Annotated in this window: 29 protein-coding genes, 1 tRNA gene and 1 pseudogene; 10 read left to right on the top strand and 21 right to left on the bottom strand. The window is 76.9% G+C overall.

Annotated features, from left to right (window positions below; all coding sequences use genetic code 11):
• Window positions 1–60 precede the first annotated feature (60 nt).
• From RTG05_RS20875 to RTG05_RS20840, 8 genes are all read right to left on the bottom strand, one after another.
• The gene (locus tag RTG05_RS20875; protein ID WP_166526707.1) at window positions 61–231 is read right to left on the bottom strand and encodes a hypothetical protein; all 171 of its coding nucleotides are present in this window, start codon (window positions 229–231) and stop codon (window positions 61–63) included.
• 31 nt (window positions 232–262) lie between these two features.
• The gene (locus RTG05_RS20870) at window positions 263–478 is read right to left on the bottom strand and encodes a hypothetical protein (RefSeq protein ID WP_166526706.1); all 216 of its coding nucleotides are present in this window, start codon (window positions 476–478) and stop codon (window positions 263–265) included.
• A 137-nt stretch (window positions 479–615) separates the two neighbouring features.
• Window positions 616–990, bottom strand: coding sequence for a lipopolysaccharide assembly protein LapA domain-containing protein (locus RTG05_RS20865; protein ID WP_315912104.1), 375 nt, complete (start codon window positions 988–990; stop codon window positions 616–618).
• Window positions 991–1,027: 37 nt separating this feature from the next.
• Window positions 1,028–1,195 carry a hypothetical protein gene (locus RTG05_RS20860; protein ID WP_166526705.1) on the bottom strand — a complete coding sequence of 56 codons (168 nt, stop codon included), beginning with the start codon at window positions 1,193–1,195 and terminating at the stop codon, window positions 1,028–1,030.
• 102 nt (window positions 1,196–1,297) lie between these two features.
• Window positions 1,298–1,723, bottom strand: a complete 426-nt coding sequence (locus RTG05_RS20855) for a hypothetical protein (RefSeq protein WP_166526704.1) — start codon at window positions 1,721–1,723, stop codon at window positions 1,298–1,300.
• A 55-nt stretch (window positions 1,724–1,778) separates the two neighbouring features.
• A complete protein-coding gene (locus RTG05_RS20850; RefSeq protein WP_166526703.1) occupies window positions 1,779–2,402 on the bottom strand; it encodes a TetR/AcrR family transcriptional regulator in 624 nt (207 codons plus the stop codon).
• 155 nt (window positions 2,403–2,557) lie between these two features.
• On the bottom strand, window positions 2,558–2,698 hold the full coding sequence (locus RTG05_RS20845; RefSeq protein WP_166526702.1) for a hypothetical protein: 141 nt from the start codon (window positions 2,696–2,698) through the stop codon (window positions 2,558–2,560).
• A 126-nt stretch (window positions 2,699–2,824) separates the two neighbouring features.
• On the bottom strand, window positions 2,825–2,971 hold the full coding sequence (locus tag RTG05_RS20840) for a hypothetical protein (protein WP_166526701.1): 147 nt from the start codon (window positions 2,969–2,971) through the stop codon (window positions 2,825–2,827).
• 172 nt (window positions 2,972–3,143) lie between these two features.
• Here RTG05_RS20840 and RTG05_RS20835 point away from each other — a divergent pair, with 172 nt between their 5' ends.
• The 4 genes from RTG05_RS20835 to RTG05_RS20820 all read left to right on the top strand — a co-directional run bounded on the left by RTG05_RS20835 (window position 3,144) and on the right by RTG05_RS20820 (window position 6,047).
• Complete coding sequence (locus RTG05_RS20835; protein ID WP_166526700.1) at window positions 3,144–3,488, top strand: DUF3140 domain-containing protein; 345 nt, start codon at window positions 3,144–3,146, stop codon at window positions 3,486–3,488.
• A gap of 9 nt (window positions 3,489–3,497) precedes the next feature.
• Window positions 3,498–4,262, top strand: a complete 765-nt coding sequence (locus RTG05_RS20830; protein WP_166526699.1) for a methyltransferase domain-containing protein — start codon at window positions 3,498–3,500, stop codon at window positions 4,260–4,262.
• A gap of 31 nt (window positions 4,263–4,293) precedes the next feature.
• Complete coding sequence (locus tag RTG05_RS20825) at window positions 4,294–5,316, top strand: type III polyketide synthase (protein WP_166526698.1); 1,023 nt, start codon at window positions 4,294–4,296, stop codon at window positions 5,314–5,316.
• A gap of 71 nt (window positions 5,317–5,387) precedes the next feature.
• Window positions 5,388–6,047, top strand: a complete 660-nt coding sequence (locus RTG05_RS20820; protein WP_166526697.1) for a response regulator transcription factor — start codon at window positions 5,388–5,390, stop codon at window positions 6,045–6,047.
• Window positions 6,048–6,110: 63 nt separating this feature from the next.
• Here RTG05_RS20820 and RTG05_RS20815 read toward each other — a convergent pair whose 3' ends face one another.
• From RTG05_RS20815 to RTG05_RS20805, 3 genes are all read right to left on the bottom strand, one after another.
• Window positions 6,111–7,772 (bottom strand): GAF domain-containing sensor histidine kinase, encoded by a 1,662-nt coding sequence (locus RTG05_RS20815; protein ID WP_166526696.1) that lies wholly within the window; start codon window positions 7,770–7,772, stop codon window positions 6,111–6,113.
• A 56-nt stretch (window positions 7,773–7,828) separates the two neighbouring features.
• Entirely contained in the window at window positions 7,829–8,347 is a 519-nt protein-coding gene (locus RTG05_RS20810; RefSeq protein ID WP_166526695.1) for a universal stress protein, read from the bottom strand.
• Between the two features lie 62 nt (window positions 8,348–8,409).
• Window positions 8,410–9,282: a putative protein N(5)-glutamine methyltransferase gene (locus RTG05_RS20805; protein WP_315912103.1), complete on the bottom strand. Its 873-nt coding sequence runs from the start codon at window positions 9,280–9,282 to the stop codon at window positions 8,410–8,412.
• Window positions 9,283–9,388: 106 nt separating this feature from the next.
• Between RTG05_RS20805 and RTG05_RS20800 the strand changes: the two genes are divergently transcribed.
• Complete coding sequence (locus tag RTG05_RS20800; protein ID WP_166526693.1) at window positions 9,389–9,625, top strand: hypothetical protein; 237 nt, start codon at window positions 9,389–9,391, stop codon at window positions 9,623–9,625.
• Between the two features lie 9 nt (window positions 9,626–9,634).
• Here the strand turns inward: RTG05_RS20800 and RTG05_RS20795 are convergent, their stop codons facing one another.
• Window positions 9,635–11,815, bottom strand: coding sequence for a putative bifunctional diguanylate cyclase/phosphodiesterase (locus RTG05_RS20795; RefSeq protein WP_166526692.1), 2,181 nt, complete (start codon window positions 11,813–11,815; stop codon window positions 9,635–9,637).
• Between the two features lie 90 nt (window positions 11,816–11,905).
• On the opposite strand from RTG05_RS20795, the gene RTG05_RS20790 reads away from it, so the two are divergent.
• Window positions 11,906–13,297 carry an aminotransferase class V-fold PLP-dependent enzyme gene (locus tag RTG05_RS20790; RefSeq protein ID WP_166526691.1) on the top strand — a complete coding sequence of 464 codons (1,392 nt, stop codon included), beginning with the start codon at window positions 11,906–11,908 and terminating at the stop codon, window positions 13,295–13,297.
• Between the two features lie 10 nt (window positions 13,298–13,307).
• Here the strand turns inward: RTG05_RS20790 and RTG05_RS20785 are convergent, their stop codons facing one another.
• Both RTG05_RS20785 and RTG05_RS20780 read right to left on the bottom strand, forming a co-directional pair.
• On the bottom strand, window positions 13,308–13,937 hold the full coding sequence (locus RTG05_RS20785) for a hypothetical protein (RefSeq protein ID WP_166526690.1): 630 nt from the start codon (window positions 13,935–13,937) through the stop codon (window positions 13,308–13,310).
• A 109-nt stretch (window positions 13,938–14,046) separates the two neighbouring features.
• Entirely contained in the window at window positions 14,047–14,424 is a 378-nt protein-coding gene (locus RTG05_RS20780; protein WP_166526689.1) for an ArsR/SmtB family transcription factor, read from the bottom strand.
• Window positions 14,425–14,509: 85 nt separating this feature from the next.
• Here RTG05_RS20780 and RTG05_RS20775 point away from each other — a divergent pair, with 85 nt between their 5' ends.
• From RTG05_RS20775 to RTG05_RS20765, 3 genes are all read left to right on the top strand, one after another.
• Window positions 14,510–15,928 (top strand): FAD-dependent oxidoreductase, encoded by a 1,419-nt coding sequence (locus RTG05_RS20775; protein ID WP_166526688.1) that lies wholly within the window; start codon window positions 14,510–14,512, stop codon window positions 15,926–15,928.
• Window positions 15,918–17,129, top strand: coding sequence for an MFS transporter (locus tag RTG05_RS20770; protein ID WP_315912102.1), 1,212 nt, complete (start codon window positions 15,918–15,920; stop codon window positions 17,127–17,129). Before RTG05_RS20775 ends, RTG05_RS20770 begins: the two co-directional genes overlap by 11 nt.
• An 88-nt stretch (window positions 17,130–17,217) precedes the next feature.
• Window positions 17,218–17,925, top strand: coding sequence for a discoidin domain-containing protein (locus tag RTG05_RS20765; RefSeq protein WP_166526687.1), 708 nt, complete (start codon window positions 17,218–17,220; stop codon window positions 17,923–17,925).
• Window positions 17,926–17,969: 44 nt separating this feature from the next.
• On the opposite strand, the gene RTG05_RS20760 is transcribed toward RTG05_RS20765, so the two are convergent.
• Complete coding sequence (locus tag RTG05_RS20760) at window positions 17,970–18,512, bottom strand: carboxymuconolactone decarboxylase family protein (protein ID WP_166526686.1); 543 nt, start codon at window positions 18,510–18,512, stop codon at window positions 17,970–17,972.
• A gap of 148 nt (window positions 18,513–18,660) precedes the next feature.
• On the opposite strand from RTG05_RS20760, the gene RTG05_RS20755 reads away from it, so the two are divergent.
• Window positions 18,661–19,392 carry a Crp/Fnr family transcriptional regulator gene (locus RTG05_RS20755; RefSeq protein WP_208104695.1) on the top strand — a complete coding sequence of 244 codons (732 nt, stop codon included), beginning with the start codon at window positions 18,661–18,663 and terminating at the stop codon, window positions 19,390–19,392.
• Window positions 19,393–19,397: 5 nt separating this feature from the next.
• On the opposite strand, the pseudogene RTG05_RS20750 reads toward RTG05_RS20755, so the two are convergent.
• From RTG05_RS20750 to RTG05_RS20725, 6 genes and pseudogenes are all read right to left on the bottom strand, one after another.
• A pseudogene (locus RTG05_RS20750) lies at window positions 19,398–20,579 on the bottom strand (MFS transporter).
• Between the two features lie 49 nt (window positions 20,580–20,628).
• Window positions 20,629–21,069 (bottom strand): arsenate-mycothiol transferase ArsC, encoded by a 441-nt coding sequence (locus RTG05_RS20745; protein ID WP_166526684.1) that lies wholly within the window; start codon window positions 21,067–21,069, stop codon window positions 20,629–20,631.
• Window positions 21,066–21,485 carry an arsenate reductase ArsC gene (locus tag RTG05_RS20740; RefSeq protein WP_166526683.1) on the bottom strand — a complete coding sequence of 140 codons (420 nt, stop codon included), beginning with the start codon at window positions 21,483–21,485 and terminating at the stop codon, window positions 21,066–21,068. The genes RTG05_RS20745 and RTG05_RS20740 overlap by 4 nt, the downstream gene beginning before the upstream one ends.
• A 34-nt stretch (window positions 21,486–21,519) precedes the next feature.
• Complete coding sequence (locus RTG05_RS20735; protein WP_166526682.1) at window positions 21,520–22,155, bottom strand: arsenate reductase ArsC; 636 nt, start codon at window positions 22,153–22,155, stop codon at window positions 21,520–21,522.
• On the bottom strand, window positions 22,152–22,523 hold the full coding sequence (locus RTG05_RS20730) for an ArsR/SmtB family transcription factor (protein ID WP_166526681.1): 372 nt from the start codon (window positions 22,521–22,523) through the stop codon (window positions 22,152–22,154). The genes RTG05_RS20735 and RTG05_RS20730 overlap by 4 nt, the downstream gene beginning before the upstream one ends.
• A 243-nt stretch (window positions 22,524–22,766) precedes the next feature.
• Window positions 22,767–22,840 (bottom strand) — tRNA-Gly (locus RTG05_RS20725).

Raw genomic sequence — 22,840 nt, 5'->3', positions numbered from 1 at the left:
CCGGACCCGGCACGGCCGGCCCCTGACACCTGCGAGTGGCGGGGGCACGGGGGTCCTCCCTCAGCTGTTGCCGGGCTGGATCGGGGCGTGGTCGTCCTGGGCCTCGTCGTCGGTGGTCAGCGTGACCTCGTCGCGCTCGCCGCCGTCGGGCCGGTCCTCACCGGTGACGCCGTCGACCAGGTTGTCCTGACCCGGGCCGGTCCCGCCGGTCGCCGGCTGGGGCTCGCTCATCTCGTCTCCTGACGTCGTGGTGGTCGGTGGGTCACAGGCTGCCGCCGGACCCGCCCCGTTCGGCCCGGGCGGCATCACTCTCCGCCTTCGCCGGCAGGTCGTCGGGCTGGGCGGCGTCGCGCTCGACGGCCTCCTCGCGGGTGAGGGGGACGTCGTCGAAGCCCGTGCCGGTGCTGCTGTCGTCGCCGCTGCCCGACGCGGTGGGTGCGCCCTGCTGGATCCGGTCGCTGCCCTCGGGATCGGTCATCGTCGTCCTCCCTCGTCGTGGCCGGTCGCGGGGGGACATGCCCGGGGGGCCGCCGGTCCATGCCCGGCCCGCACCGGTGGTCTCACTCCACCGCGCTGGCCGCGGCCGTCCTCACCCCCGCCGGGTGACCCGGCGGGTCAGCCGTGGCGGCGGCGGGCGCGCAGCACCAGGCCGGCCAGCCCGACCAGCAGCCCGCCCAGCGCCGCGGCGATCACCAGGGCCAGCACGAGCGGTGCCTGCACGTCCGCGAAGACCAGGCTGATCTCGACGGTCTGGGTGTTGTAGACGACGAACAGCGCCAGCACGACGGTCACGAACAGCAGCAGGGCCAGGGCGAGCGTCCGGCCGATGGTGCGACCAGGGTGGCGCTCGCGGGGCGCGGCTCGGCCGGTGGTGGCGGGGCCGGTCCCGCCCGGGGCCGCCGCCGTGCCGGGGGCCGTCGTCCCCGGGGTCGTCGTCGGGCCGGTGGCGGCCGCTCGCGGGCGCGTGGGGTCGGAGCCTGGCACGGTCACGGGTCGAGTCTGGTCCCGGCCGCCGTCGCCCGCACGGTCAGCGCGCGTCGGGCTCGGTGCCGGCCGGTGGCCAGCTGGGGCCCGCGACCTCGTCGCCCGGGCCGTCCCCGGTGCCGGCGCCCTGGGAGTCCGGGTCGCCGGGCGGGGCCTTCTCGGCGCCCAGGGGTGCGACGTCGCGTGGCTCGTCGGGCTCGGGCATCGTCACGAGGCCAGTCTGCGTCGGCGCCGTCAGGACGGCGACCCGGTCGGCCTCCCTGCAGGGTCCCGACGCGAGCGTGCGAGCGTCGGGGGGCAGGGAGGTCCTTCTTCAGTCGGCCAGCGCGGGACCCGCCTCGTGCGCCGGGTGCCCGGCACTGCGCTCGCGCTGCTTCATCCGGGCCTCGAAAACGTGCCGGTCGCCGTCGGCCAGCTCGGTGCGGGCGCGCTCGTCGAAGGCGCGGAAGACCGACCAGTAACCGGCGTCGTAGTCCTCGACGATCTGGAAGGTCCACCGGTCGGCGATGACGTTGCGGCCGACGAGGTCGCGCTCGAGGTCGTCGGCGAGCGCGGTGTGGCCGGCCTCGCGCAACAGCGCGACGGCGTCCTGGAGCAGCAGGTCGGCCTTGCCGGAGTGCTGGTGGAAGCCGTAGAGCTGCCCGCGGGCCTGCTCGATGGTCTCCAGGGCCTCGGAGAGCTTGCCGAGGCCCTCCACGGTGGTGTCGTCGAGGTCGGGCCGGCTGCGGTCGGTGCTCACCCGGTCATCCTGCGGTCCGCCGCGCCCGGCCGCCGCTCGACCGCGGCCGCCGTGCTCAGCGGGCGGCGGCGGCGTCCACCAGCCGCTCGGCCAGCTCCCGGCCGTGGGCGGCCGGGCCGTCGGGGCCCAGCAGGCCGCCGGACAGGTACATGCCGTCGATGATCAGGTGCACCTGCGCGGCCAGGTCCTCGCCCTCGCCGGGGGCGACCTGCTCGGCGAGGCGCTCCAGGCGACCGTGCAGCTCGAACTTGTAGTCGGCGGCGGCGCTGCGCGCCGGGTGCTGCGGGTCGTCGTACTCGCTGCTCACGTTGGTGAACGGGCACCCGCGGAAGCCCGCCCGCGTGACGTCGGCCTCCACCGTCCGGACGACGGACAGCAGCGCCGCCCGGGGGTCGTCCCGCAGCCGCGCCAGCTCCACGTCGATCTGCGCCAGCACGGTGGCCGCCTTGCGGGCGAGGTAGGCGCCGACCAGCTCGTCCTTGCTCTTGAACAGCCGGTAGACGGTCATCTTGCCCAGCCCGGTCTCCCGGACCAGCTCGTCCATCCCGACGCTGCGCGAGCTGCGCGTGGCGAACAGCCGCTCCGCGGTGTCCAGCACGATGGCCTGCCGCTCGGCCCGGCTGCGGCGCACGGGGATCGAGGCGTCGTCGGCGGCGAGGGGGAGGGCGGCGGCGGTCACGCCCGGATGCTGCCTCAGCGCGTGACGGAGCGGTTCGCGGCACGCCGGGGGTCAGTGACCCAGTGGTTGCGGTGAGTGACGAGATGCCCACGGGCTGACCGTGACCCGTGGGGTGGGTGGGACTCCGTGCGTACCGGGGACCGGAGGGTCTCCCCTCAAGCGCGGCGCGTCCGGCGGGGGTTGGCGAGCAGGCGGGCGAGGGGCGGGGTCGCGTCCCGGCGGGCCTGCGACTCGTCGGCCGGGCGCTCCTCGGCGGCCTCGGTACCGACGTGCGGCTGGTGCTGCGTGTCCTCCATGCAGAGCACCGTCCCCCGCACGGCGGGTGACGAAACCGTCCGGAAGGGGAGCGGGCCGTTGCCGGACGGAGACATGCATCACGGTCGGGGGGCGCGGGCACCCGGCCGCGCCCGGAGCCCTGCCGCTCAGGGGGTGTCGGCGCCGCCCCCGGACACGTCCGCGCCCTCGGCCGGCTCCTCGGCCCGCGGCGTGCGGCCGGCGTCCTCCTGGCCGGGCGGGTCCCCGCCCTCGGCGGGCTCGGGCGTGCGGGGTGGGCGCTCGGGGTCGCTCATCAGGGTCCTCCTCGGTCCTCGGCTGGTCCGGCCTGTGCCCGGCCGGCCCGCCGGTCAACCGCGCCCCCGTCGGGTCGCCGACGACGGGGCCGGTCCACCCGGGCGGCGTCCCGTTTCCCGGCCGGGCCGGCGCGGTACCGCGCAGGGCAGGTCACGACACGCGGAGGCAGCCATGGCCCAGGACGACGACCCCGACACGATCCGCCGCGAGTTCGGCGATGCCGTCAACATGAGCCCGGCGGAGCTGGAGCGGTGGCTGGAGACCGACGAGTCGCAGTCGGTGGGGCAGAAGACCGACGGCGGGGAGTCCACCGGGCACGCCGAGGGGCGCCGCATCGTGGAGCTGCTGCGCAAGAAGAAGGGCGACCTGGACGACGACGACCTCGCGCACATGCGCAAGGTGCACGGCTACGTCGCCCGTCACCTCGCCCAGGAGCCGGCCAAGGAGGACGTCGAGACCTCCAAGTGGCGGTACTCGCTGATGAACTGGGGCCACGACCCGCTGAAGAAGGGCTGACCTCCGGGCATGGGGGTGCTGCGCCCGAACGACCCTGCCCAGTACGACACCCTCGCCGACCACTGGTGGGACCCCTCCGGGGGGTTCGCCGCGCTGCACTGGCTGGCCGCCTCGCGGGCCGAGCACCTCCCGCCGGCGCCGCACCCCGGCGCGGTGCTGGTCGACCTGGCCTGCGGCGGCGGGCTGATGGCGCCGCACGTCGCCCGGCTGGGCTACCGCCACGTCGGCGTCGACCTCGGCGTGCCGGGCCTGCGGGTGGCCCGCGAGCACGGCGTCGTGCCGGTGTGCGGGTCGGTGCTCGCTGTCCCCCTCGCCGACGGGTGTGCCGACGTGGTCGTCGCCGGGGAGATCCTCGAGCACGTCGAGGACGACGTCGGGGTGCTCGCCGAGTGCGCCCGGCTGCTGCGCCCCGGCGGCGCGCTGGTCCTCGACACCCTGGCGGCCACCCGCATCGGCCGCTTCCTCACCACCACCGTCGCCGAGCGGCTGCCCGGCGGCCCGCCGCCCGGCATCCACGACCCCGCCCTGTTCGTCGACCGCGCCCGGCTGCTCGCCGCCGCCGCGGACCTCGGGCTGGAGCTGCGCCTGGTCGGGCTGCGGCCCTCGGTCCGCGACGCGCTGGCCTGGCGGCTGGGCCGGCGGGCCACGGTCCGGATGAAGCCGGTGCGCTCCACCGCCGTCGTCTTCGCCGGTTACGGGCGGCTGCGCGAGGACGCGGCGGCCGGCGGCCGACCGGAGGACGGCGAGGGCCCACGGCCGCCCGTACGGTCGTGACCATGACCGACCGCTGCGCCGAGCTGCGCCGATGAGCGCCGTCCTGACCGGTGCCGGCCACGCGCTGCCGACGACGCTGGACCAGGACGCGGCCTGGGAGGGGTTCTTCGCCGGGCACTACGCCGACGTCCGGGCGGCCAGGCGGGTGTTCGCCGGGTCCGGCGTGCGCCGCCGGCACACGGTGGCCAACCCGCTCGACGAGGACATCAGCCGGTGGAGCACCGGGGCCCGGATGCAGCGCTACGTCCAGGAGGCACTGCCCCTGGGCAAGCAGGCGGTGGCCGGCGCCCTCGACGACGCCGGGCTGGCGCCGGGGGACGTCGGGCTGTTCGCCGTCGCCACCTGCACCGGGTACGCCACCCCCGGCCTGGACATCCGGCTGGCCAGCGACCTGGGCATGCCCCCGGGGCTGCAGCGGCTGCTCGTCGGCCACATGGGCTGCTACGCCGCCGTCCCCGGCCTGGCCGCGGTGGGCGACTACGTGGAGGCCCGTGCCCGCCCGGCCGTGCTGCTGTGCTGCGAGCTGACCAGCCTGCACGTGCAGCCGCCGGCGCGGGAGCTGGACCAGGTGGTCGCGCACGCGCTGTTCTCCGACGCGGCCGCGGCCGTCGTCCTGCAGCCCGGCGCGCGCGGGCGGCGGCTGGCCGGCGTGGTGGCCCGCACCGACTCCTCCACCGCCGACCACATGACCTGGGACGTCACCGACCTGGGCTTCCGCATGGGCCTGTCCCCGCGGGTGCCCGACGTGCTCTCCCGGCACGCCGGCGACGTCGTCGACGAGCTGCTGACCGGCGCGGGGCTGGTGTCGGGGGACGTCGCCGGGTGGGCGGTGCACCCCGGGGGCCCGCGGATCCTGGACGTCGTCCGCGACTGCCTCGGGCTGGCCGAGGAGGACCTGGCGGCCTCCCGCCACGTGCTCGCCGAGCACGGCAACTGCTCCTCGGCGACGGTCCTGCTGGTGCTGGAGGAGCTCCGCGACGTGGACGGCCCGGTGGTGGTCATGGCCTTCGGTCCCGGGCTCACCCTCTACGCCGCGCTGCTCCTGCCGTCCTAAGGAGGACCCTCGCCCCCCGCCGGCTCGTGGCGGGACCCTGCCAGAGGGCCACCCGGGTTACCCTCTGTGACGTGGATCACGCTGCCGCCGAGCGGGGGTCCGTGCGGGTGTTCCTCGTCGACGACCACGAGGTCGTCCGGCGCGGGGTGGCCGAGGTCCTCGAGGACGACCCGGTGATCACCGTGGTCGGTGAGGCCGGGTCGGTGGCCGAGGCGCTGGCCCGGGTGCCGGCGGTCCGGCCGGACGTCACCGTCGTCGACATGCGCCTGCCCGACGGGGACGGCGCGGAGGTGTGCCGCCGGCTGCGCGAGCGGGTCCCCGGCCTGCGCTGCCTGGTGCTGACCAGCTTCCCGGACGAGGACGCCGTGGCCGCCGCGGCCGCCGCGGGCGCCGCGGGCTACCTGCTCAAGCAGGTCCGCGGGTCGGCGCTGGTCTCCGCCGTCCGCACCGTGGCCGACGGCGGGACGCTGTTCGACCGGGACGCCGGGGCGGCGGCCGCCGCGGCCCGCCGCCGGCCGGTCGAGCGGGACCGCCGGCTGGCGCTGCTCACCGAGCAGGAGCGCACGGTGCTGCGGCTGATCGGCGAGGGGCTGACCAACCGGCAGATCGGCGCGCGGATGGGGCTGGCCGAGAAGACCGTGAAGAACTACACCAGCCACCTGCTGGCCAAGCTCGGCCTGGAGCGGCGCACCCAGGCCGCCATCCTGGCCACCGAACTGCGCGACCGTTGAAGGACCCCCGTCCTCCTCACGCCTCGCAGGCTCGGCGCGAGCCTCGGGACGGGGGCCTCACCGTCACCGGGGGGACAGCGGGACCGACCAGCGGATCTGCGTGCCGCGCGGTCCGGTCGAGGTGGTCATCCGCCCGCCGTGCCGCTCGGCGCGGTCGGCCAGGTTGGTCAACCCGCTGCGGACGGCCACCGTCGGCAGCCCGATCCCGTCGTCGGTGACCACGACCTGCACCTGCGTGCCGACGGTGACGGTGACCGTCAGCCGGCCGGCCTGCGCATGCCGCACCACGTTGGTCACCAGCTCGCGGACCACGGCGACCACGTCGGGCAGCAGCCGGGGCGGCAGGTCGTCCTCGCCGCGCAGCCGCACGTCCGGGCGCAGGCCCTGCCCGCCGGTGATCGAGCGGACGACGTCGACGATGCGGGTGCGGACGGCGTCGGGGGAGGCGTCGTCGGCCTCGTGCAGCTCGAAGATCGCCGAGCGGATGCGGGCGATGGTGCCGTCCAGCTCGTCGACCCGCGCGGCCAGCGCCGCCGCGGTCTCGGGCAGCCGGTCGGCCAGCGAGCGGCTGACCCGGTCCAGGGCCAGGCCGGTGGCGAAGATCCGCTGGACGACGTGGTCGTGCAGGTCGCGGGCGATGCGGTCCCGGTCGGACTGGACCTGCAGCCGCCGCTCCCGCTGCTGGCTGCGGGCCAGCTCCAGGGCCACCGAGGCCTGCGCGGCGAACGCGGCGGCCAGCTCCAGGGTGTCGGGCGCGAACAGCTCCCGGTCGCGCAGCCGCAGGGCCACCACCGTCCCCAGCGCGGGCCGCCCGCCGAGCGGGATGACCAGGGTGGGGCCGAAGTGCCGCGCGAGCTCGCCCAGCACCGGGGCCCGCCGGCCGCCGTGGGCCGCCGTGCTCGCGTCGGCGATCAGCCGCGGGACGCCGGAGCGGTGCGCCGCCCCCAGCTGGCTGTCCACCAGGGGCAGCCGCACGCCCTCGAACGCCTCGGCCTCCTCCCGGTCCTGGCCGATGGCGACCACGACGGTCAGCACCTCGTCGTCGTCCGCCGCGGGCACCAGCACGCCGGCGACGTCGGCGGAGGCCAGCTCGGCGACCCGCTCGCCGATGGAGCGCAGCACGCTGTCGGGGTCGGCGCCGGACAGCAGCGCCGTGGCGATGTCGCTGCCGGCCTGCGCCCACGCGCGCCGGTGCTCGGCCCGCTCGACCAGCTCGGCGTTCGCGATGGCCAGGCCCGCGGCGGCGGCCAGGGCCTCCACGGCGGTCTGGTCCGCCGCCGTGAAAGGCCCGCGGGCCGGCTCGGCCGTGAGGTGGAGGTGGCCGAAGACGGTGTCCCCGACCCGGACGGGCACGCCGAGGAAGGCCTGCATCCGCGGGTGCCCCGGCGGGAACCCGACCGCCCGCGGGTGGGTGGACAGGTCGGCCAGCCGCAGCGTCTCGGGCCGCTCCAGGAGCACGCCCAGCACCCCGTGTCCGCTGGGGAGCGTGCCGATCCGGTCGCGGTCGGCGGCGTCCACGCCCACGACGAGCAGCCGTTCCAGCCGGGTCCCGGTCGCGTCGAGCACCCCGATCGCGCCGTAGGTCGCGCGGGTGTGCTCGACGGCCAGCCGCAGGGTGCCGCGCAGCGTGGCGTCGACCTGCTCGCTGCGCTCCGCGGGCCGGGCGCCGGGGACGACGATCTCGGTGGAGGGCAGGCCGTGGGACCCCGCGCCGGGCGGGGTCACGGCCCGGTGGTCGGGGAGCTCCGGGAGGAGCGGCGGGGTGGTGATGCGGGGCTCCGTCAGGCGCCGCGGGCCAGGCGGCGGGCCGGGTGCCGGGGGACGGCGCGACGCAGCAGGGTCTTGCCGCGTCCGCCGACGACGACGAGGTCGGCGCCCCGCGCGGCGCTGGTCAGTGCCTCGAGGACCGGCCGCTCGACCACGGCGGTGCGCACCCGGCACGAGACGCCGGTCTCGGCCAGGGCCCGCAGCACCTCGGCGTCGAGCCGTTCGAGGGCCCGGGCGTCCGCGTGCCGCCCGGCGCGGGTGCGACCGCCCGGGCGGTCGTCGGTCTCGTCGGGTGCGCAGACGACCACCACCGTGGCCTCGCGGCGGGCGGCCTCCTGCAGCGCCCAGACCAGCGCCTCGTGGGACCCCGACGAGCCGTCGACGTCGACGAGCAGCCACGGGGACGGCCGGCGGGGGAGCAGCGGGGCCGGCCGCACGGCGGCCGCGGGGCAGCCGCGTGCGTCGTCGCCGGTCGCGCGGGTGCCCCGCCGGCCCTCTTCCGGCCCGGCGGCGAGCCGGCGTCCCTCCTGCATGCCCGGATGGTGGCAACCCGCGTTCCGGTACGGCAGGGCACAAGGGCCCGCCCCGGTGCCGGTCACGGCGCGACCGGTCCGTCCCGGGACACCCCGCCGTGTGTCGCGGCGCAGCGTGCCAGGCCTGGCACGGTGTCCTCGGGGGCGGTCCCGGCGACGACCGTCGCGTCGCGCGCCTCGTCGTGCACCACCACCGCGCGCAACCCGCCGTCCCGGACGGCGGCCGCGGTCACCCGGGCCTGGGCGGCGCCGGTCTCGACCAGCAGGGTGCCGCCGGGGGCCAGCCACCGCCGCGCCCCGGCGGCGACCCGGCGGTGCAGGGCGGTGCCGTCCGGCCCGCCGTCGAGGGCGGTGCGCGGCTCGTGGTCGCGCGCCTCGGGTGGCAGCAGCGCCACGGCGGCGGTGGGTACGTAGGGGGCGTTGACGGCCAGCAGGTCGACCCGGCCGCGCAGCCCGGCGGGCAGCGCGGCGTACAGGTCGCCCCGGTGCACCCGGCCGCCGACCGCGGCCAGGTTGCGCCGGGCCCAGCCGACGGCGACCGGGTCGACGTCGGCCGCGTGCAGCTCCACCGGGCCCGCGCGGACGGCCACGGCCAGCCCCACCGCGCCGGAGCCGCAGCACAGGTCGACGACCACCGGTGTGCGGCCGGTGCCGCGCAGCGCGGCGACCGCCTGCTCGACGAGCAGGGCGGTCCGCCGGCGGGGGACGAAGACACCGGCCCCCACCTGCACCCGCAGGCCGCAGAAGGCCGCCCAGCCGACGACGACCTCCAGCGGCTCGCCGGCGACCCGCCGGGCGACCAGGTCGGCGAGGGAGGCCGGGTCGGTCGCCTCGGCCAGCAGCACGGCGGCCTCCTCCTCGGCGAACACGCAGCCGGCCGCCCGCAGGGCCGCGACGACGCCGGGCCGCTCGGCCGGCACGGCACCCGCGCTCACCACCGGGAGGCTACGGGCGCGGCGGTCGCGTGCATGACCACCGCGGCCCCGGGGCACGGGGACGACGCGCGAGCGGCGCCCGGCCGGCGCACGGACAGGAGGCCCCATGGCGACGAGCGGACCAGGACCCGACGGGGAGCCCCGCGGGGAGGAGCCGACCGCGCGGGGACGGCGCGGCCGGCTGATGGTGGCCGGGGTGGTCCTCGGCGGGTTCGCCGTGGTGCTGTCCGTGTTGCTGGGCGTGTCGCGCTGCGGCGCGGAGGTGCAGGAGAACGGGTCGGCCGACCGCCCGTCGCCGGTGGTCCAGGAGGCCGTGCCGGCGGGCGCCGCCGGCCGCGGGTAGCCGCGCCGGTCAGACCCCGGCCGCCGGCCGGAGCCGGACGTCGCCGTCGGCCGGGTCCCCCGACCGCGGCACGGGCGCCACGCGCAGCGCCGCACCCGGGGACGACGGGTGCCGCCGGTCGGCCGGCTGCCCCGTCGCGGCCGGTGCGGGCCGGCCGAGGTGGTAGCCCTGCCCGTAGCGGACGCCGAGGGCCTCCAGGGCCGCCAGCTCGGCGCCGGACTCGATGCCCTCGGCCACCAGGTCCATGTCCAGGGTGCGGCCCAGCGCCACGATCGCGGCGACGACGGCCCGGTCCGCGGTGCTGCGGGCGACGCCGTCGACGAAGGACTTGTCGATCTTGAGGACGTCGATCGGGAAGCGGCGCAGGTAGCTCAGCGAGGAGTAGCCGGTGCCGAAGTCGTCCAGGGCCAGCCGGACGCCGAGGTCCTTGACCGCCTGGAGCCGGGCCGTCGCGCGGTCGGCGTCCTGCACGAGCAGTGACTCGGTGATCTCCAGGGTGAGCCGGTCCGGCGGCAGGTCCGAGGTGGCCAGCGCGTCGGCGACGTCGGCGACCAGGCCGGGGTGCTGGAACTGGCGCACCGAGACGTTGACGCTCACCCGCGGTCCCGCGCCGTCGCCCGCCTGCCAGGTCGCGGCCTGCCGGGCGGCCTCGCGCAGCACCCAGCGGCCGATCGGCACGATCAGCCCGCTCTCCTCGGCCAGCGCGATGAACCGGGCCGGCGGCACGAGCCCGCGCGCGGGGTGCTGCCAGCGCAGCAGTGCCTCGTAGCCGCTGACCCGGTCGGCGGTCAGGTCGACGATCGGCTGGTAGTGCAGGACGAGCTCCTGGCGCTCCAGCGCGTGGTACAGGTCGGCCTGCAGCTGCTCCTGGTCCAGCTGGGCGGCGTGGTGGCGCGGGTGGAAGACCTCGCTGCGCCCCTTGCCGTGGGTCTTGGCCACGTACATGGCCGTGTCGGCGGCGCGCAGCAGCCCGATCCCGCTGACCGCGCAGGTGTCGGAGGTGGCCAGCCCGAGGCTGGCGCTGGTGCGGACGGCGCGGTCGCCGACGACCACCGGCTCGTCCAGCGCGGCCAGCACGCGCGCCGCCACGCCGGCCGCCCGGGTGCTGCTCGCCTCCCCGACGAGCAGGACGGCGAACTCGTCACCGGCCAGGCGGGCGAGGGTGTCCTCGGGCCGCAGCAGGCGGGCGACCCGGGAGGCCACGACCCGCAGCAGGGTGTCACCCGCCTCGTGCCCGAGGTCGTCGTTGACCGTCTTGAGGTTGTCCAGGTCCAGGAACAGCACCGCGGCCGGGACGCCGTCGCGCTCCCCGGCCTCGGCCGCGCGCAGCCGGTCCATGAACACCGCCCGGTTGGGCAGCCCGGTCAGCGGGTCGTGGAAGGCCTGGGTGCGCAGCTGCTCCTCCAGCTCGCGGCGGTCGCTCACGTCGCGGGTGGTGAGCACCAGGCCGCTGACCGCGGGGTCGGCGCGCAGGTCGGCCACCACCGTCTCCGTCCACCGCCAGGTGCCGTTGCGGTGGCGCATGCGCGCGCCCGGGCAGGCGGTGTGCGCGCTGCCGGCGACGACCTCGGCCAGGCGGGTCCGGAAGGCCGGCCGGTCCTCGACGTGCACCAGGTCGTACACGTCGGTCCCGACCAGCGCGCCGGGCGGGTGGCCGAGCACCCAGCCCACCGACGGTGTCTGGTAGGTGATCGTCCCGGACGCGTCGACCACCGTGATGACGTCGGAGGCGTTGCGCACGAGTGCCCGGAAGTGCTCGCCGTCCTCCAGGGCGTCGAGCAGGCTGTTGAAGGCCCGGGCGGTCTGCCCCAGTGGGTCCTCGGAGTCCACGGCGATGCGCTGGGGGGTCGACCCCGACCAGTCCCCGGTGCGGCTGGCCTGGGCGATGCCGTCGGCGACCGAGCGCAGCCGGGCGCTGAGCAGCGTCAGCCGGCCGCCGACCACGACGCGGCACACGACGAAGCTGAGCGCGCCCACGAGGAAGCCGGCGACCAGGCAGGCGACCTGGAACAGCGGGCGGGTCGCGACCGCGGACGGCACGCCCAGCCAGACGGCGAACGGCGGGAACACCAGCCCGACGGCCAGGCCGAGCCCGACCATGGACACCGCGAGGTCCCAGAAGACCCGGTTGGTCAGGCGGAAACCGCGGCGGCGGCGGCCGACCGCGGTGCGTTCCCGGACGTGGTCCATGAGGAGACAGTCGGCCTGCGGGGTCCTCTGTCTGAGCGATCTCACCCCAAAGGGCTTGAGGATCCCCACCCCGCGGCCGATGCACCTCCCATGCCCACCGTGCCGGTCGTCCCCGAGAGCCCGCTGGTCGGCGGCGACGTCGTCGTCCCCGTGCTGGACGGCGGTCGGCGGCGCTACGTCGACCTCGACGCCGCCGCGACCACGTCGGCCTCGGCCCGGGTGGCCGCGGCCGTGCAGGAGTTCCTGCCCTGGTACTCCAGCGTGCACCGCGGGGCCGGTGCGAAGTCCCAGGTCGCCAGTGCCCGCTACGAGCAGGCGCGGGCGGCGCTGCTGGCCTTCGTCGGCGCCGACCCCGCGACGCACGTCGTCCTGTTCCCGCGGAACACCACCGAGGCGCTCAACACGCTGGCCTTCCGGCTGGACCTGCGGCCCGACGACGTCGTGCTGACCACGGCCGTCGAGCACCACGCCAACCTGCTGCCGTGGCGCCGGCACGCGCGGCTGCGCGTCGTGGACGTCGACGCCCGCGGGACGTTCACCGTCGAGGACGTCGTCGCCGGCCTGGACCGGCGGCCGACGCCGAGGGTGCTGGCGGTGACCGGGGCCTCGAACGTGACCGGCTGGGTCCCCGACCTCGCCGCGATCGCCGCCGCGGCGCGGGCGCGGGGGGTGTTCGTGGCCGTGGACGCCGCCCAGCTGGCGCCGCACCGGCCCATCGACCTCGGCGCGCTGGGCGTGGACGCGCTCGCCCTGTCCGGGCACAAGGCGTACGCGCCGTTCGGGACCGGGGCCCTGGTGGTGCCGCGACGGCTGCTCGCGCACGGCGAGCCGATGCTGGTCGGCGGTGGCGCGGTGAAGGCGGTGTCCTTCGACGACGTGGTCTGGGCCGACGCCCCGGACCGCGACGAGGCCGGCTCGCCCAACGTGCTCGGTGCCGTGGCCCTCGCCGCGGCCGCCGACGAGCTGCGGGCCGGGGGCTGGACCGGCCTGCTCGCCCACGAGCGGGCGCTGGTGGCCGCCCTCGACGCCGAGCTCGCCTCCGTCCCCGGGCTGCAGCGGCTGGGGCCCGGGTCCGGCGACCGGCTGCCGGTGGCCGCCTTCACGCTGGCCGGCGTGCCGCACGCCCTGCTCGCCGCGCGGCTGTCCGCCGAGTTCGCGATCGGCGTGCGCAACGGCTGCTTCTGCGCGCACCCGTACATGGCCCGGCTCCTGGCGCTGACCGAGCAGGAGGTCACCCGCTTCCACCGGGACGCGCGCGGTGCCGACCGGCACCTGCTGCCGGGGGCGGTCCGGGCCAGCGCCAACCGGGCCACCCGGCTGGAGGACGTGGCGGCCCTCGGGGCGGCGCTGCGCGAGATCGCCGCCACCCCGGAGCGGGCCGGCGGCTACGCCCCCGACGGGCACGGCGGCTACGCCCCCGACGGGCACGGCGGCTACGCCCCCCGCCACGGCTCCCCGGTGGCGGCGGCGCCCGGCTGGTGACCGGCGCCGGTCAGACGCCGAAGCCGGCGCGGTCGATCTTGCGGTGGTACCGCTCGCCGAGCTTGCCGCCGACCAGCGCCCCGAGCAGGGAGGCCAGCAGGGCGGCGACCCCGGCGACGATGCCGGCGGTGGTCGCGGTGTCGCCGCTGACCGGGATGCCCGGCAGGTTCAGCTGGCCCAGCACGTTGTACTGGGCACCCAGCACCACCCCGAGGACGCCGAGCAGGACGACGACCAGCAGGCCGATGACCCACACGGCCAGGCCCTGGCGGGTGCCGTCGAAGCGGCTCATCCGCCCGGCGACGTAGCCGCCCGCGAGGTAGGCGAGGAAGAGGACGACCAGCAGCGCGATGCCGCCGGCCAGGCCGATCGTGTCCGCCTGCGCGCTCGCCTGCTCGGCGGCCAGGGCGCCGGTGCCGGCCTGCGAGAGGCCGAAGGCCACACCGGCGGCGGACAGCAGCGCCAGCAGCAGGACGGCCAGGCCGTTGGCCGACAGCCAGCCGAAGAAGGCGGCGCCCCACTTGATGCCGCCGTAGCGGGCGTGCTGGGCGGCCACGGCGTCCCGTGCGCTGCCGCGGGTGGCGTGCGCGCCGTCCGTGGTCGTCGCCGGGTCGGGGCGGGTGCGGTCGAACTCGGTCACGTCGGCTCCTCGGGACGGCGGGGACGACCGCGGCACCGGGTCGTCACCCCCTGGGCTGCCCGTGCGCCCACCGGCCTGAACGGGCGGCCGGGGGAGTGTGATCCAACCGTCACGTGGCTGCGTCGCCCGGGGAGCGGCAGGCGTCCGCGCCCTCGGGGGTGAGGGCGGCCAGGGTGGCGAGCAGCCGCACCGGCCCGGCGAGGGCCTCGCAGCACAGCGCGTGGACGTTGCTGCGGCCCCGGGGGGTGACGGTGACCAGCCCCTGCTCGCGCAGTGGGGTCAGGTGGTGGCTGACCAGGGTCTGGCCCATGCCGCTGAGCTCGGCGAGCTCGCGCACCGAGCGGGGGCCCTCGGCCAGGAGCAGCAGCAGGTGCAGCCGGTTGGGGTCGGACAGCGCCTTGAGCTGCGGGGCGAGCAGCCTCGCCCGGTCGGCGGCGGAGTCCGACGGCCCGGGGTCGAGCAGGCGGACACCGAGTTCCTCGCGCATGCCCCCAGTGTTCCAGGTCGGTGTTGTTGTCACCAGCATCGGCTGTTATGTTCGGCCCGCCACCGACGGAGGAGGGGTCACCGCCATGCCAGGGACGGACAGCGACCTGCCGGTCGTGGTCGTCGGCGCCGGGCCGGTGGGCCTCGCCGCGGCTGCCCACCTGCTGGAGCGGGGGCTGGAGCCCCTGGTGCTGGAGGCCGGTGCGCAGGTCGGCGCGGCCGTGCGCCAGTGGGGGCACGTGCGCCTGTTCTCCCCGTGGGAGTACGACGTCGACGCCGCCGCCGTGCGCCTGCTGGAGCGCACCGGCTGGGAGTCCCCCGACCGCGACGGGCTGCCGACCGGCGCCGAGCTGGTCGAGGCCTACCTGGCGCCGCTGGCCGCCACGCCCGAGCTGGCGGGGCGGATCCGCACCGGCACCCGGGTGGTCGCGGTCACCCGCCGGGGCGTCGACAAGACCCGCACCGTCGGCCGCGCCGGGCGGCCGTACGTCGTCCGCACGGAGTGCGACGGCCGGGTGGTCGACGTCGTGGCCCGGGCGGTGCTCGACGCGTCCGGGACGTGGGGGCGGCCCAACCCGCTCGGCGCGGCCGGTCTGCCGGCGATCGGCGAGGAGCGGATCGGTCCCTGGCGCAGCGGTCCGCTGCCCGACGTGCTGGGCGCCGACCGCGCGCGCTTCGCCGGCCGGCACGCCCTGGTGGTCGGCACGGGCCACTCGGCGGCCACCACCCTGCTGGCGCTGGTGCGGCTGCGCGAGGACGAGCCGGGCACCGAGGTCAGCTGGGCCATCCGCGGCCGCTCACCGGCCCGCCTCTACGGCGGCGGGGACGTCGACGGCCTGCCGGCCCGCGGCCTGCTCGGCTCGGAGCTGCGGGCCGCGGTGGCCGGTGGCGCGGTCACGCTGCACCGCGAGTTCGCGATCACCTCGTTCACCCCACCACCCGGCGGGGAGGGGCCACTGACCGTGGCCGGCACGGGGCGCGACGGCGTCGCGGTGCGGCTGCCGGTCGACGTCGTCGTCGCAGCCACCGGGTCCCGCCCGGATCTGGAGGTGCTGCGCGAGGTGCGGCTGCACCTGGACCCCGGTCTCGAGGCGCCCGCGGCGCTGGCGCCGCTGATCGACCCGAACGCGCACTCCTGCGGCACCGTGCCCCCGCACGGGGAGGCGCTGCTGGCCCACCCGGACGACGGTCTCTACGTCGTGGGGGGGAAGTCCTACGGCCGGGCACCGACCTTCCTGCTGGCCACCGGCTACGAGCAGGTCCGCTCCATCGCCGCGCACCTCGCCGGGGACGCCGAGGCCGCCGCCCGGGTGCAGCTCGCGCTGCCGTCCACCGGGGTCTGCTCGACCGACCTCGGCGAGCGGGAGGCCGCCGAGGCCGCGGACGGCGGGGTGGGCTTCGCCACCGGCTCGGTGCACGGCTGGTCGGCCGAGGAGACGCCCGACGCCGGCTGCTGCGGCAGCGCACCCGAGCCCGTCCGCGCGTCGCCGTCCCGTGCGGGCTGAACGGCGGGCGCTGATCGGCCTGTGCGCCACCCAGGTCACCAGCTGGGGCGTCCTCTACTACGCCTTCCCGGTCGCCCTCGCCGCCATCACCGCCGACACCGGCTGGTCGGCCACGGCGGCCACGGCGGCGTTCTCCGCCGGCCTGGTCGTCTCCGCCCTGGCCGGGATCCCGGTCGGTCGCTGGCTGGACACCCACGGGCCCCGGCGGGTGATGACGGCGGGGTCGCTGCTCGCCGTACCGGCCACGGTCGCCATCGGGCTGGCGCCCACCTACCCGCTGTTCCTGGCGGCCTGGCTGGTCGCCGGGGCGGCCATGGCCGCGGTCTTCTACCAGGCTGCCTTCGCCGCGCTCACCCGCTGGTACGGCGAGGGCCGGGTCCGGGCGCTGACCACGCTGACCCTCGTCGCCGGCCTGGCCAGCACGCTGTTCGCCCCGCTGACCGACGCGCTGGTCGCGGCCCTGGGCTGGCGGGACACCTACCTGGTGCTCGCCGTGGTGCTCGCGGTGGTGACCGTCCCGGTGCACGCCCTCGCGCTGACCGCCCCCTGGGTGCCCGCGGGTCACCGCGGCCCCCCGGCGACCCGCCGTCCGCGCCGGGTGCCGACCGAGGTGCGCAGCCGTGAGTTCCTGGCGCTGTCCGGCGCGCTCACCCTCACCGCCCTCGGGCTGTACGCGGCGAGCCTCACGGTGATCCCGCTGCTCACCGGCCGCGGCTTCTCCGCGTCGTTGGCCGCGACCACGCTGGGCCTGCTCGGCGCCGGCCAGGTGCTGGGCCGGCTGCTCTACGCCCCGCTGGTGGCCCGCACCACCCCGACCGGGCGGACCGTGGCCCTCATCGCGGCCGCGGCGCTGTCCATCGGGCTGCTCGGGGCCCTGCCCGGGCCGCCGGTCGCCCTCGTCGCCGCCGCCGTCGCGGTCGGTGCGGTCCGCGGCGCGTGCACCCTGCTGCAGGCCACCGCGGTGGCCGACCGGTGGGGGACGGCGCACTACGGCACCCTGTCCGGGTTCTTCGCCGCGCCGGTCACCGCGGCGACCGCACTGGCGCCCTGGGTGGGCACCGCGCTCGCCGAGGCGATCGGCAGCTACGCGACGGCGTTCTGGGTGCTCGCCGGTGTGGTGGTCACCGCCGTCGTCCTCGCCTGGCGGGCGGGCGCCCCGCACGCAACCGCGTCGCGGCCCCCTGCGTTGCGCCGACCGTGAGACCGCCGACCCGTTGCCCGGTCGTCCTCGCCGCCGTGCTGGCCGCGCTGCTGGCCGGGTGCGGTGCCCCGTCGACCGCGGACCCTCGGTGCGCGCCGCCGAGGAGGCGTTCGTCGCCGACCCCGTCGTCGTGCCCCACCCGTCCGGGACGTCGGCCACGCTGCGGGTGTCCACCGACCTCGACATGGCCTGCGCGGTGGTGTCCGGGCGGGACGGGTCCCTCGGCGACGGCATCGCCACCGACATGGGCGGGGGAGCGCACCGCGACCACGAGGCCGTCATGCGCGGCCTGCAGCCGGGCACCGAGTACCTCTACCGCGTGCAGGGCTCGGGTGCCGACGGTGCGCTCCACCGCAGCGAGCCGCGGACCTTCCGCACCCCGGACGCGGTCCCGGTGGCCGTCCCCGGCGACGAGGTGACCGGAGCCAGGGTGGTGGCCGTCAGCTCCCAGTTCTCCGGTCCCTCCGCCGGCCCGCTGGCGGTCGACGGCGACCTGGCCGCGGAGTGGTCCAGCGCCGGGGACGGCGACGACGCGTCGATCACGCTGGACCTCGGCCGTCCGGTCGAGGTCGCCGGCCTCACGGTGCGCAGCCGGGCGACGAGCGACGGCACCTCGGTGATCGAGACCTCCACCGTGACCGTCGACGGCGACCGCACGTACGGGCCGTTCGAGGCCGGCACGGCCGTCGTGGTCACCGAGGTCGATCTCACCGGCCAGGTGCTCCGGATCGACGCCGAGCAGACGACCGGGGGCAACACCGGGGCCGCGGAGATCCAGGTGTACGAGGCGCGCTGAACCGCGCGGCGGGCCGGTCCCCGTGGCGGGGACCGGCCCAGCGCTCACAGACCCGGTGCCCGGGGGACGTCCAGGTCGGTCTCGACCAGGTGGTTGAAGTGGTTGGTGAAGAGGTTGAGCGCGATGTGGACGGAGGCCTCGGTGAGCTCGGCGTCGCTCCACCCCGCCTCCAGGGCGGCCCGCCAGGTGGCGTCGTCGACGGCGCCCAGGCCACCGGCGGACTCCCGGACGAGGGTGAGCAGCGCGGCCAGCCGGGCGTCGCCGGCGTACGAACCGTCCCGGATCGCCACCGTCTCCTCGGTGCTCCAGCCCGCGGCCCGGGCGCCCGCGGTGTGCGCGGACTGGCAGTAGGTGCACCGGTCGACGTTGCCGACGACCAGCGCGATCGCCTCCCGGGTGCGGGCGTCGTAGGTGCCGTGGGCGCCGATGACCTCCTGCAGGGCGGCGTAGGCCTGCAGCACGACCGGCGCGTGCGCCATGGCGCCGTGGATGTTGAGGACCTTGCCGAACCTCGCCTCCAGCGCCTTGAGGGCGTCGCGGCCGCCCTCGGGCGCGTCGGCGACGGTGTGGACGGGGATGCGCGTCACGGGTGTCTCCTGTGGGTCGGGATCAGGACACCGCGGGCAACCGGGTGCGGTGGACCGGCCTTTCCGGATGGTCAGCTCGCCGACACACCCGTGCGGGCACCCGGGCGGGGCGGTGGCCGCTCCGGCGCGCTCTGACAAGATCGACCGTGTGGGGGCAACGCGGTGGAAGGAGTTGCTGCGCGCGGACCCCGCCGGGCTGAGCCCGCAGGACGCGCGGGTCCGGGACGCCGCCTGGATCGCCCGCTGCGTCGGCCGCGGCGCGACGGCGCCCCTGGGTCCGCAGGACGTCGCCGCCCTCGCCGGCCGCATCTCGCCGGTGACCGCCTCCCGCGGCGCACCGGTCTTCGGCGACGGCAGCGGTGCCGAGCCCGGCGTCTGGATCGTCCGGGCCGGCCACGTCGAGCTGGGTGTGCGGACGCCGCGGGGTCGGGTGGTCGTCGGGGTGCTGGGCCCCGGGGACGTCGAGGGGGACGTGCCGCTGCTGCTGGGCGTCCCGGTCCCCTACACCGGCCACGCGCTGGACGAGGTGGTCTGCCTGTTCCTGACCGCGGCCGACTTCGAGACGCTGCTGGCCCGGCACCCGGCGATGGCGCGGCGCTGGCTGTCCAGCGTGGCGCAGCGGCTGGCCACCAGCCACGGGCGACTGGTCTCCCTCCTCGGCCGCCCGCTCACGGCGCAGCTGGCCGGGCTGCTCCTCGACGAGGCGGAGGACGGCGCCGTCCGCCTGCCCCAGCGCACGCTGGCGGCCATGCTCGGTGTGGCCCGCCCCTCGCTGAACAAGGTCGTGAAGGCCATGGAGCGCCGGGGCCTCGTGGACGTCGGCTACGGCACCATCCGGCTCCTCGACGAGGACGGGCTGGTCCGGGCGCGGGACGCCTGAGCGGGTCAGGTGCCCTGCGACGTCCCGGCGTGCAGAGCCGGCCACCCCACCGCGGCCGCGACCACCAGCAGCGCCCCGCCGAGGAGGTAGACCGCCTGGATGCCGAGGGTCGCGGCGAGCAGCCCGCCGAGGAGCAGGGACGCCAGTCGACCCAGCTGCCACAACACGTCGAAGGTGGCGAACACCCGGCCGCGGACCTCGGCGGCGGTGCTGGCCTGCAGCAGCGAGGTGAAGGTGACCGCACCCGTCGAGGTGCACAGGCCGTAGACGGTCAGGGCGACCAGGGCGGCGGGGAGCGCGGTCGAGGTGGCGAGGACGACGTCGACGACACCGCGCAGCAGGTACGGCCCGAGGACGAGGACGGGCCGCCGCGGGTCGCTGACCAGCCGGGTCAGCAGCAGCGGACCCAGGACGGCACCGACGCCGATGGCCCCCAGCAGCAACCCGTAGCCGCTGGGGGCCAGGTCGAGGTGGTCGCGGGCGAGGACCACCAGCAGGGCGCTGGTGGCACCGGCGGACAGGGCGGCCAGGAGCTGCCCGGCCCCGAGGGCCCGGAGCAACCGGTCGGTGGCCAGCAGCCGGACACCGGCGGCGGCGTCGGCGAGGAAGCCGTCCCGGCGGGTGGACGCCGGCGCGCCCGGGAGCCGCAGCCCGGCGAGGACCGCCGCGCTGAGCAGGAAGCTCCCCGCGTTGACCGCGAAGGCCGGCCCGGCGCCCGCGGTGGCGTACAGCAGGCCGGCCAGCGGGGCCAGGGCGACCTGGCTGAGGACGGCCGCGGTCTAGATGCCGCTGTTTGCGGCGACCAGCTCGCGGTCGGCCACCAGGGCGGGCAGGGCGCTGTTGGCTGCCGGGGTGAACAGCACCGCGCCCAGGGACAGTCCGGAGGCGACGGCGTACACCGCGGGTGCGCTGTCGCCGACGACGAGCAGGGAGGCGGCCAGCGCGGCCCGCAGGAGGTCGGCGCCGACCATCACCGGGACGCGTGGGAGCCGGTCGACCAGCGTGCCGGCGAACGGCCCCAGCAGCAGCACCGGCAGGATCTCGGCGACCACCACGGCGCTCACGCCCAGCGCTGAGCCGGTCAGGTCGAGGACGAGCAGGCTCAGGGCCACGGCGGCGAACACGTCGCCCCACTGGGAGGCCGTGCGGGCCCACCACAGCCGCCGGTAGCCGGACCGGCCGAACACCGCGCGCAGGCCCACCCGCTCGCCGCGTGGGGTGGTCACACCCGTGGTCCTACGCCATCGGGTGCCGGGCGCCTCCGGGTGGCACGCCCAGCTCGTGGGCGAGGGCCGCCACCCGTCGGGCGATGTCGTCGCGCACCAGCCGCATGCGCTCGACGCCGTCGACGCCCCGCTCGGAGGGCTCGTCGGTGACCCACCGCTCGACGTGGGTGCCCTCGACCGACGCCACGTGCGCGTCGCGTCCCAGGGTGACGACGACGTCGGCGCTCCGGACCATCTCCTCGGTGACGGCCTTCGGCCGCTCGTCGGAGATGTCGACGCCGACCTCGCCGAGGACCCGCACCGACAGCTCGTTGAGCGCCGTCCCCGGCGCGGTCCCCGCGGAGGACACCTCGGCGGCACCGCCGACCAGGTCCGCCATCAACCCGGCGGCCATCCGGGACTTGCCGGCGTTGCGCACGCAGACGAACAGGACCGGGGGGCGGTCGCTCACCGGCCGGCCGCCGGCTGCACCTGCAGCTCGGCCAGCAGTCCGCGGACGCGGCCCTCGATCTCGTCGCGGATCGGTCGGACGGCCTCGACGCCCTTGCCGGCCGGGTCCTCCAGCGCCCAGTCCAGGTAGCGCTTACCCGGGAAGACCGGGCAGGCGTCCCCGCAGCCCATGGTGATGACGACGTCGGAGGCCTCGACCGCCTCGGTGGTCAGCACCTTCGGCTGCTGGCCGGTGATGTCGATGTCCACCTCGCGCATCGCCTCGACGGCGGAGGGGTTCACCTGCTCGGCGGGCAGGGAGCCGGCCGAGCGGACCTCGACGGCGTCGCCGGCGAGGGTGCGCAGCCAGCCGGCGGCCATCTGGGACCGGCCGGCGTTGTGGACGCAGACGAACAGGACGGTGGGCTTGTCGGACACGGAGGTCTCCTCCTCGGGCGGTGGGCCGGTGCGCTCAGCGCGCGGCGCCGGCGGGGTGCAGGTCGGCGAGCAGCGCGCGGACGCGGCCGTCGACGTCGTCGCGGATGGCGCGGACCTCGCCCAGGGACAGGCCGGCGGGGTCCCGGACCGGCCAGTCGTGGTAGCGCTTGCCCGGGTGGACCGGGCAGGCATCGCCGCAGCCCATGGTGACGACGACGTCGGCGGCGCGCACGACGTCGTCGGTGAGCGGCTTGGGGAACTCCGCGCCGAGGTCGATGCCGACCTCGGCCATGGCGGTGAGCACGGTGTCGTCGATCGTGGCGGACGGCTGCGAGCCGGCCGAGCGGACGTGCACCCGGCCCCCGCCGTGGTGGACCATCAGCGCCGCGGCCATCTGCGAGCGGCCGGCGTTGTGCACGCAGACGAAGAGGACCTCGCAGGTGTCGGTCGGCAGCGCGCCCCTCGCCTGCGCGAGCGCGGTCAGCCGCTCGGTGGCGAAGCGTTCGGTCAGCACCGGCAGGTGCGTGGTGACCCTCGCGGTGCGGGCCAGCGCGGTGTGGGACTCGACGACGTAGCGGTCGATCGTCTCCCGGGTGAAGACGCCGGTGAACCGGGTGGCCAACTGGTCGGAGAGCCGGTGCAGGGCGGCCTCGCCCACGGTGTCGCTCACGCCCGGGCCCCGGCCAGGCCCGGCGCGGTGAACAGGGTGGCCACGGCAGAGAGCGCCTCCGGGCGCACGGCGTAGTAGACCCACACCCCGCGCTTCTGCCGGTCCAGCACCCCGGCTGAGTGCAGCACCCTGAGGTGGTGGCTGATCGTGGCCTGGGTGAGGTCGAAGGCCTCGTTGAGGTCGCACACGCAGGCCTCGCCGCCCTGACCGGAGGCGATCAGGCTCACCAGGCGCAGCCGGACCGGGTCGGCGAGTGCCTTGAGCAGGGGTGCGACGGCCTGGGCCTGCTCTGCGCTCATCACGGTGCCGGTCAACGGCGTGCAGCAGACCAGGCCGGCGTCGGTCGTCTCGTTCCGGTGCGGAGGCATCGACACTCATCATAGTGATCGTCGTCGATGAGATGCCCGTCGATGGGTGAACCCCTGGTGACGAACCGCCTGGCCGGGTGGCACGCCCGACCGGTACCCGTCCCGGGGACGGCGTCGCGGACGGCGCACGGTGCTCGATGGCGTGCGTGGGGGCCCCGACAGGCGTTGGATCGCAGGGGGTGCTGGGCCCGCTGGCCGTCGTGTCGGCCGTCCGGGTGTGGTGCCACCGACGCTGACCGGTCGTGGAGCGGGTGACGAGAATCGAACTCGCACTGTCAGCTTGGGAAGCTGATGTTCTACCATTGAACTACACCCGC

The organism is Geodermatophilus sp. DSM 44513 (assembly GCF_032460525.1).
GTDB lineage: Bacteria > Actinomycetota > Actinomycetes > Mycobacteriales > Geodermatophilaceae > Geodermatophilus.
This window is presented reverse-complemented; position numbering and strand designations above follow the sequence as displayed.

Bases quoted from the DNA above. Each gene is read 5' to 3' on its own strand.
- RTG05_RS20830 (WP_166526699.1), top strand. From the start codon at position 3,498: ATGGGGGTGCTGCGCCCGAACGACCCTGCCCAGTACGACACCCTCGCC.
- RTG05_RS20845 (WP_166526702.1), bottom strand. From the start codon at position 2,698: ATGGAGGACACGCAGCACCAGCCGCACGTCGGTACCGAGGCCGCCGAG.
- RTG05_RS20775 (WP_166526688.1), top strand. From the start codon at position 14,510: ATGCCAGGGACGGACAGCGACCTGCCGGTCGTGGTCGTCGGCGCCGGG.
- RTG05_RS20870 (WP_166526706.1), bottom strand. From the start codon at position 478: ATGACCGATCCCGAGGGCAGCGACCGGATCCAGCAGGGCGCACCCACC.
- RTG05_RS20780 (WP_166526689.1), bottom strand. From the start codon at position 14,424: ATGCGCGAGGAACTCGGTGTCCGCCTGCTCGACCCCGGGCCGTCGGAC.
- RTG05_RS20795 (WP_166526692.1), bottom strand. From the start codon at position 11,815: ATGGACCACGTCCGGGAACGCACCGCGGTCGGCCGCCGCCGCCGCGGT.
- RTG05_RS20730 (WP_166526681.1), bottom strand. From the start codon at position 22,523: ATGCCTCCGCACCGGAACGAGACGACCGACGCCGGCCTGGTCTGCTGC.
- RTG05_RS20800 (WP_166526693.1), top strand. From the start codon at position 9,389: ATGGCGACGAGCGGACCAGGACCCGACGGGGAGCCCCGCGGGGAGGAG.
- RTG05_RS20790 (WP_166526691.1), top strand. From the start codon at position 11,906: ATGCCCACCGTGCCGGTCGTCCCCGAGAGCCCGCTGGTCGGCGGCGAC.
- RTG05_RS20840 (WP_166526701.1), bottom strand. From the start codon at position 2,971: ATGAGCGACCCCGAGCGCCCACCCCGCACGCCCGAGCCCGCCGAGGGC.
- RTG05_RS20835 (WP_166526700.1), top strand. From the start codon at position 3,144: ATGGCCCAGGACGACGACCCCGACACGATCCGCCGCGAGTTCGGCGAT.
- RTG05_RS20810 (WP_166526695.1), bottom strand. From the start codon at position 8,347: ATGCAGGAGGGACGCCGGCTCGCCGCCGGGCCGGAAGAGGGCCGGCGG.
- RTG05_RS20825 (WP_166526698.1), top strand. From the start codon at position 4,294: ATGAGCGCCGTCCTGACCGGTGCCGGCCACGCGCTGCCGACGACGCTG.
- RTG05_RS20875 (WP_166526707.1), bottom strand. From the start codon at position 231: ATGAGCGAGCCCCAGCCGGCGACCGGCGGGACCGGCCCGGGTCAGGAC.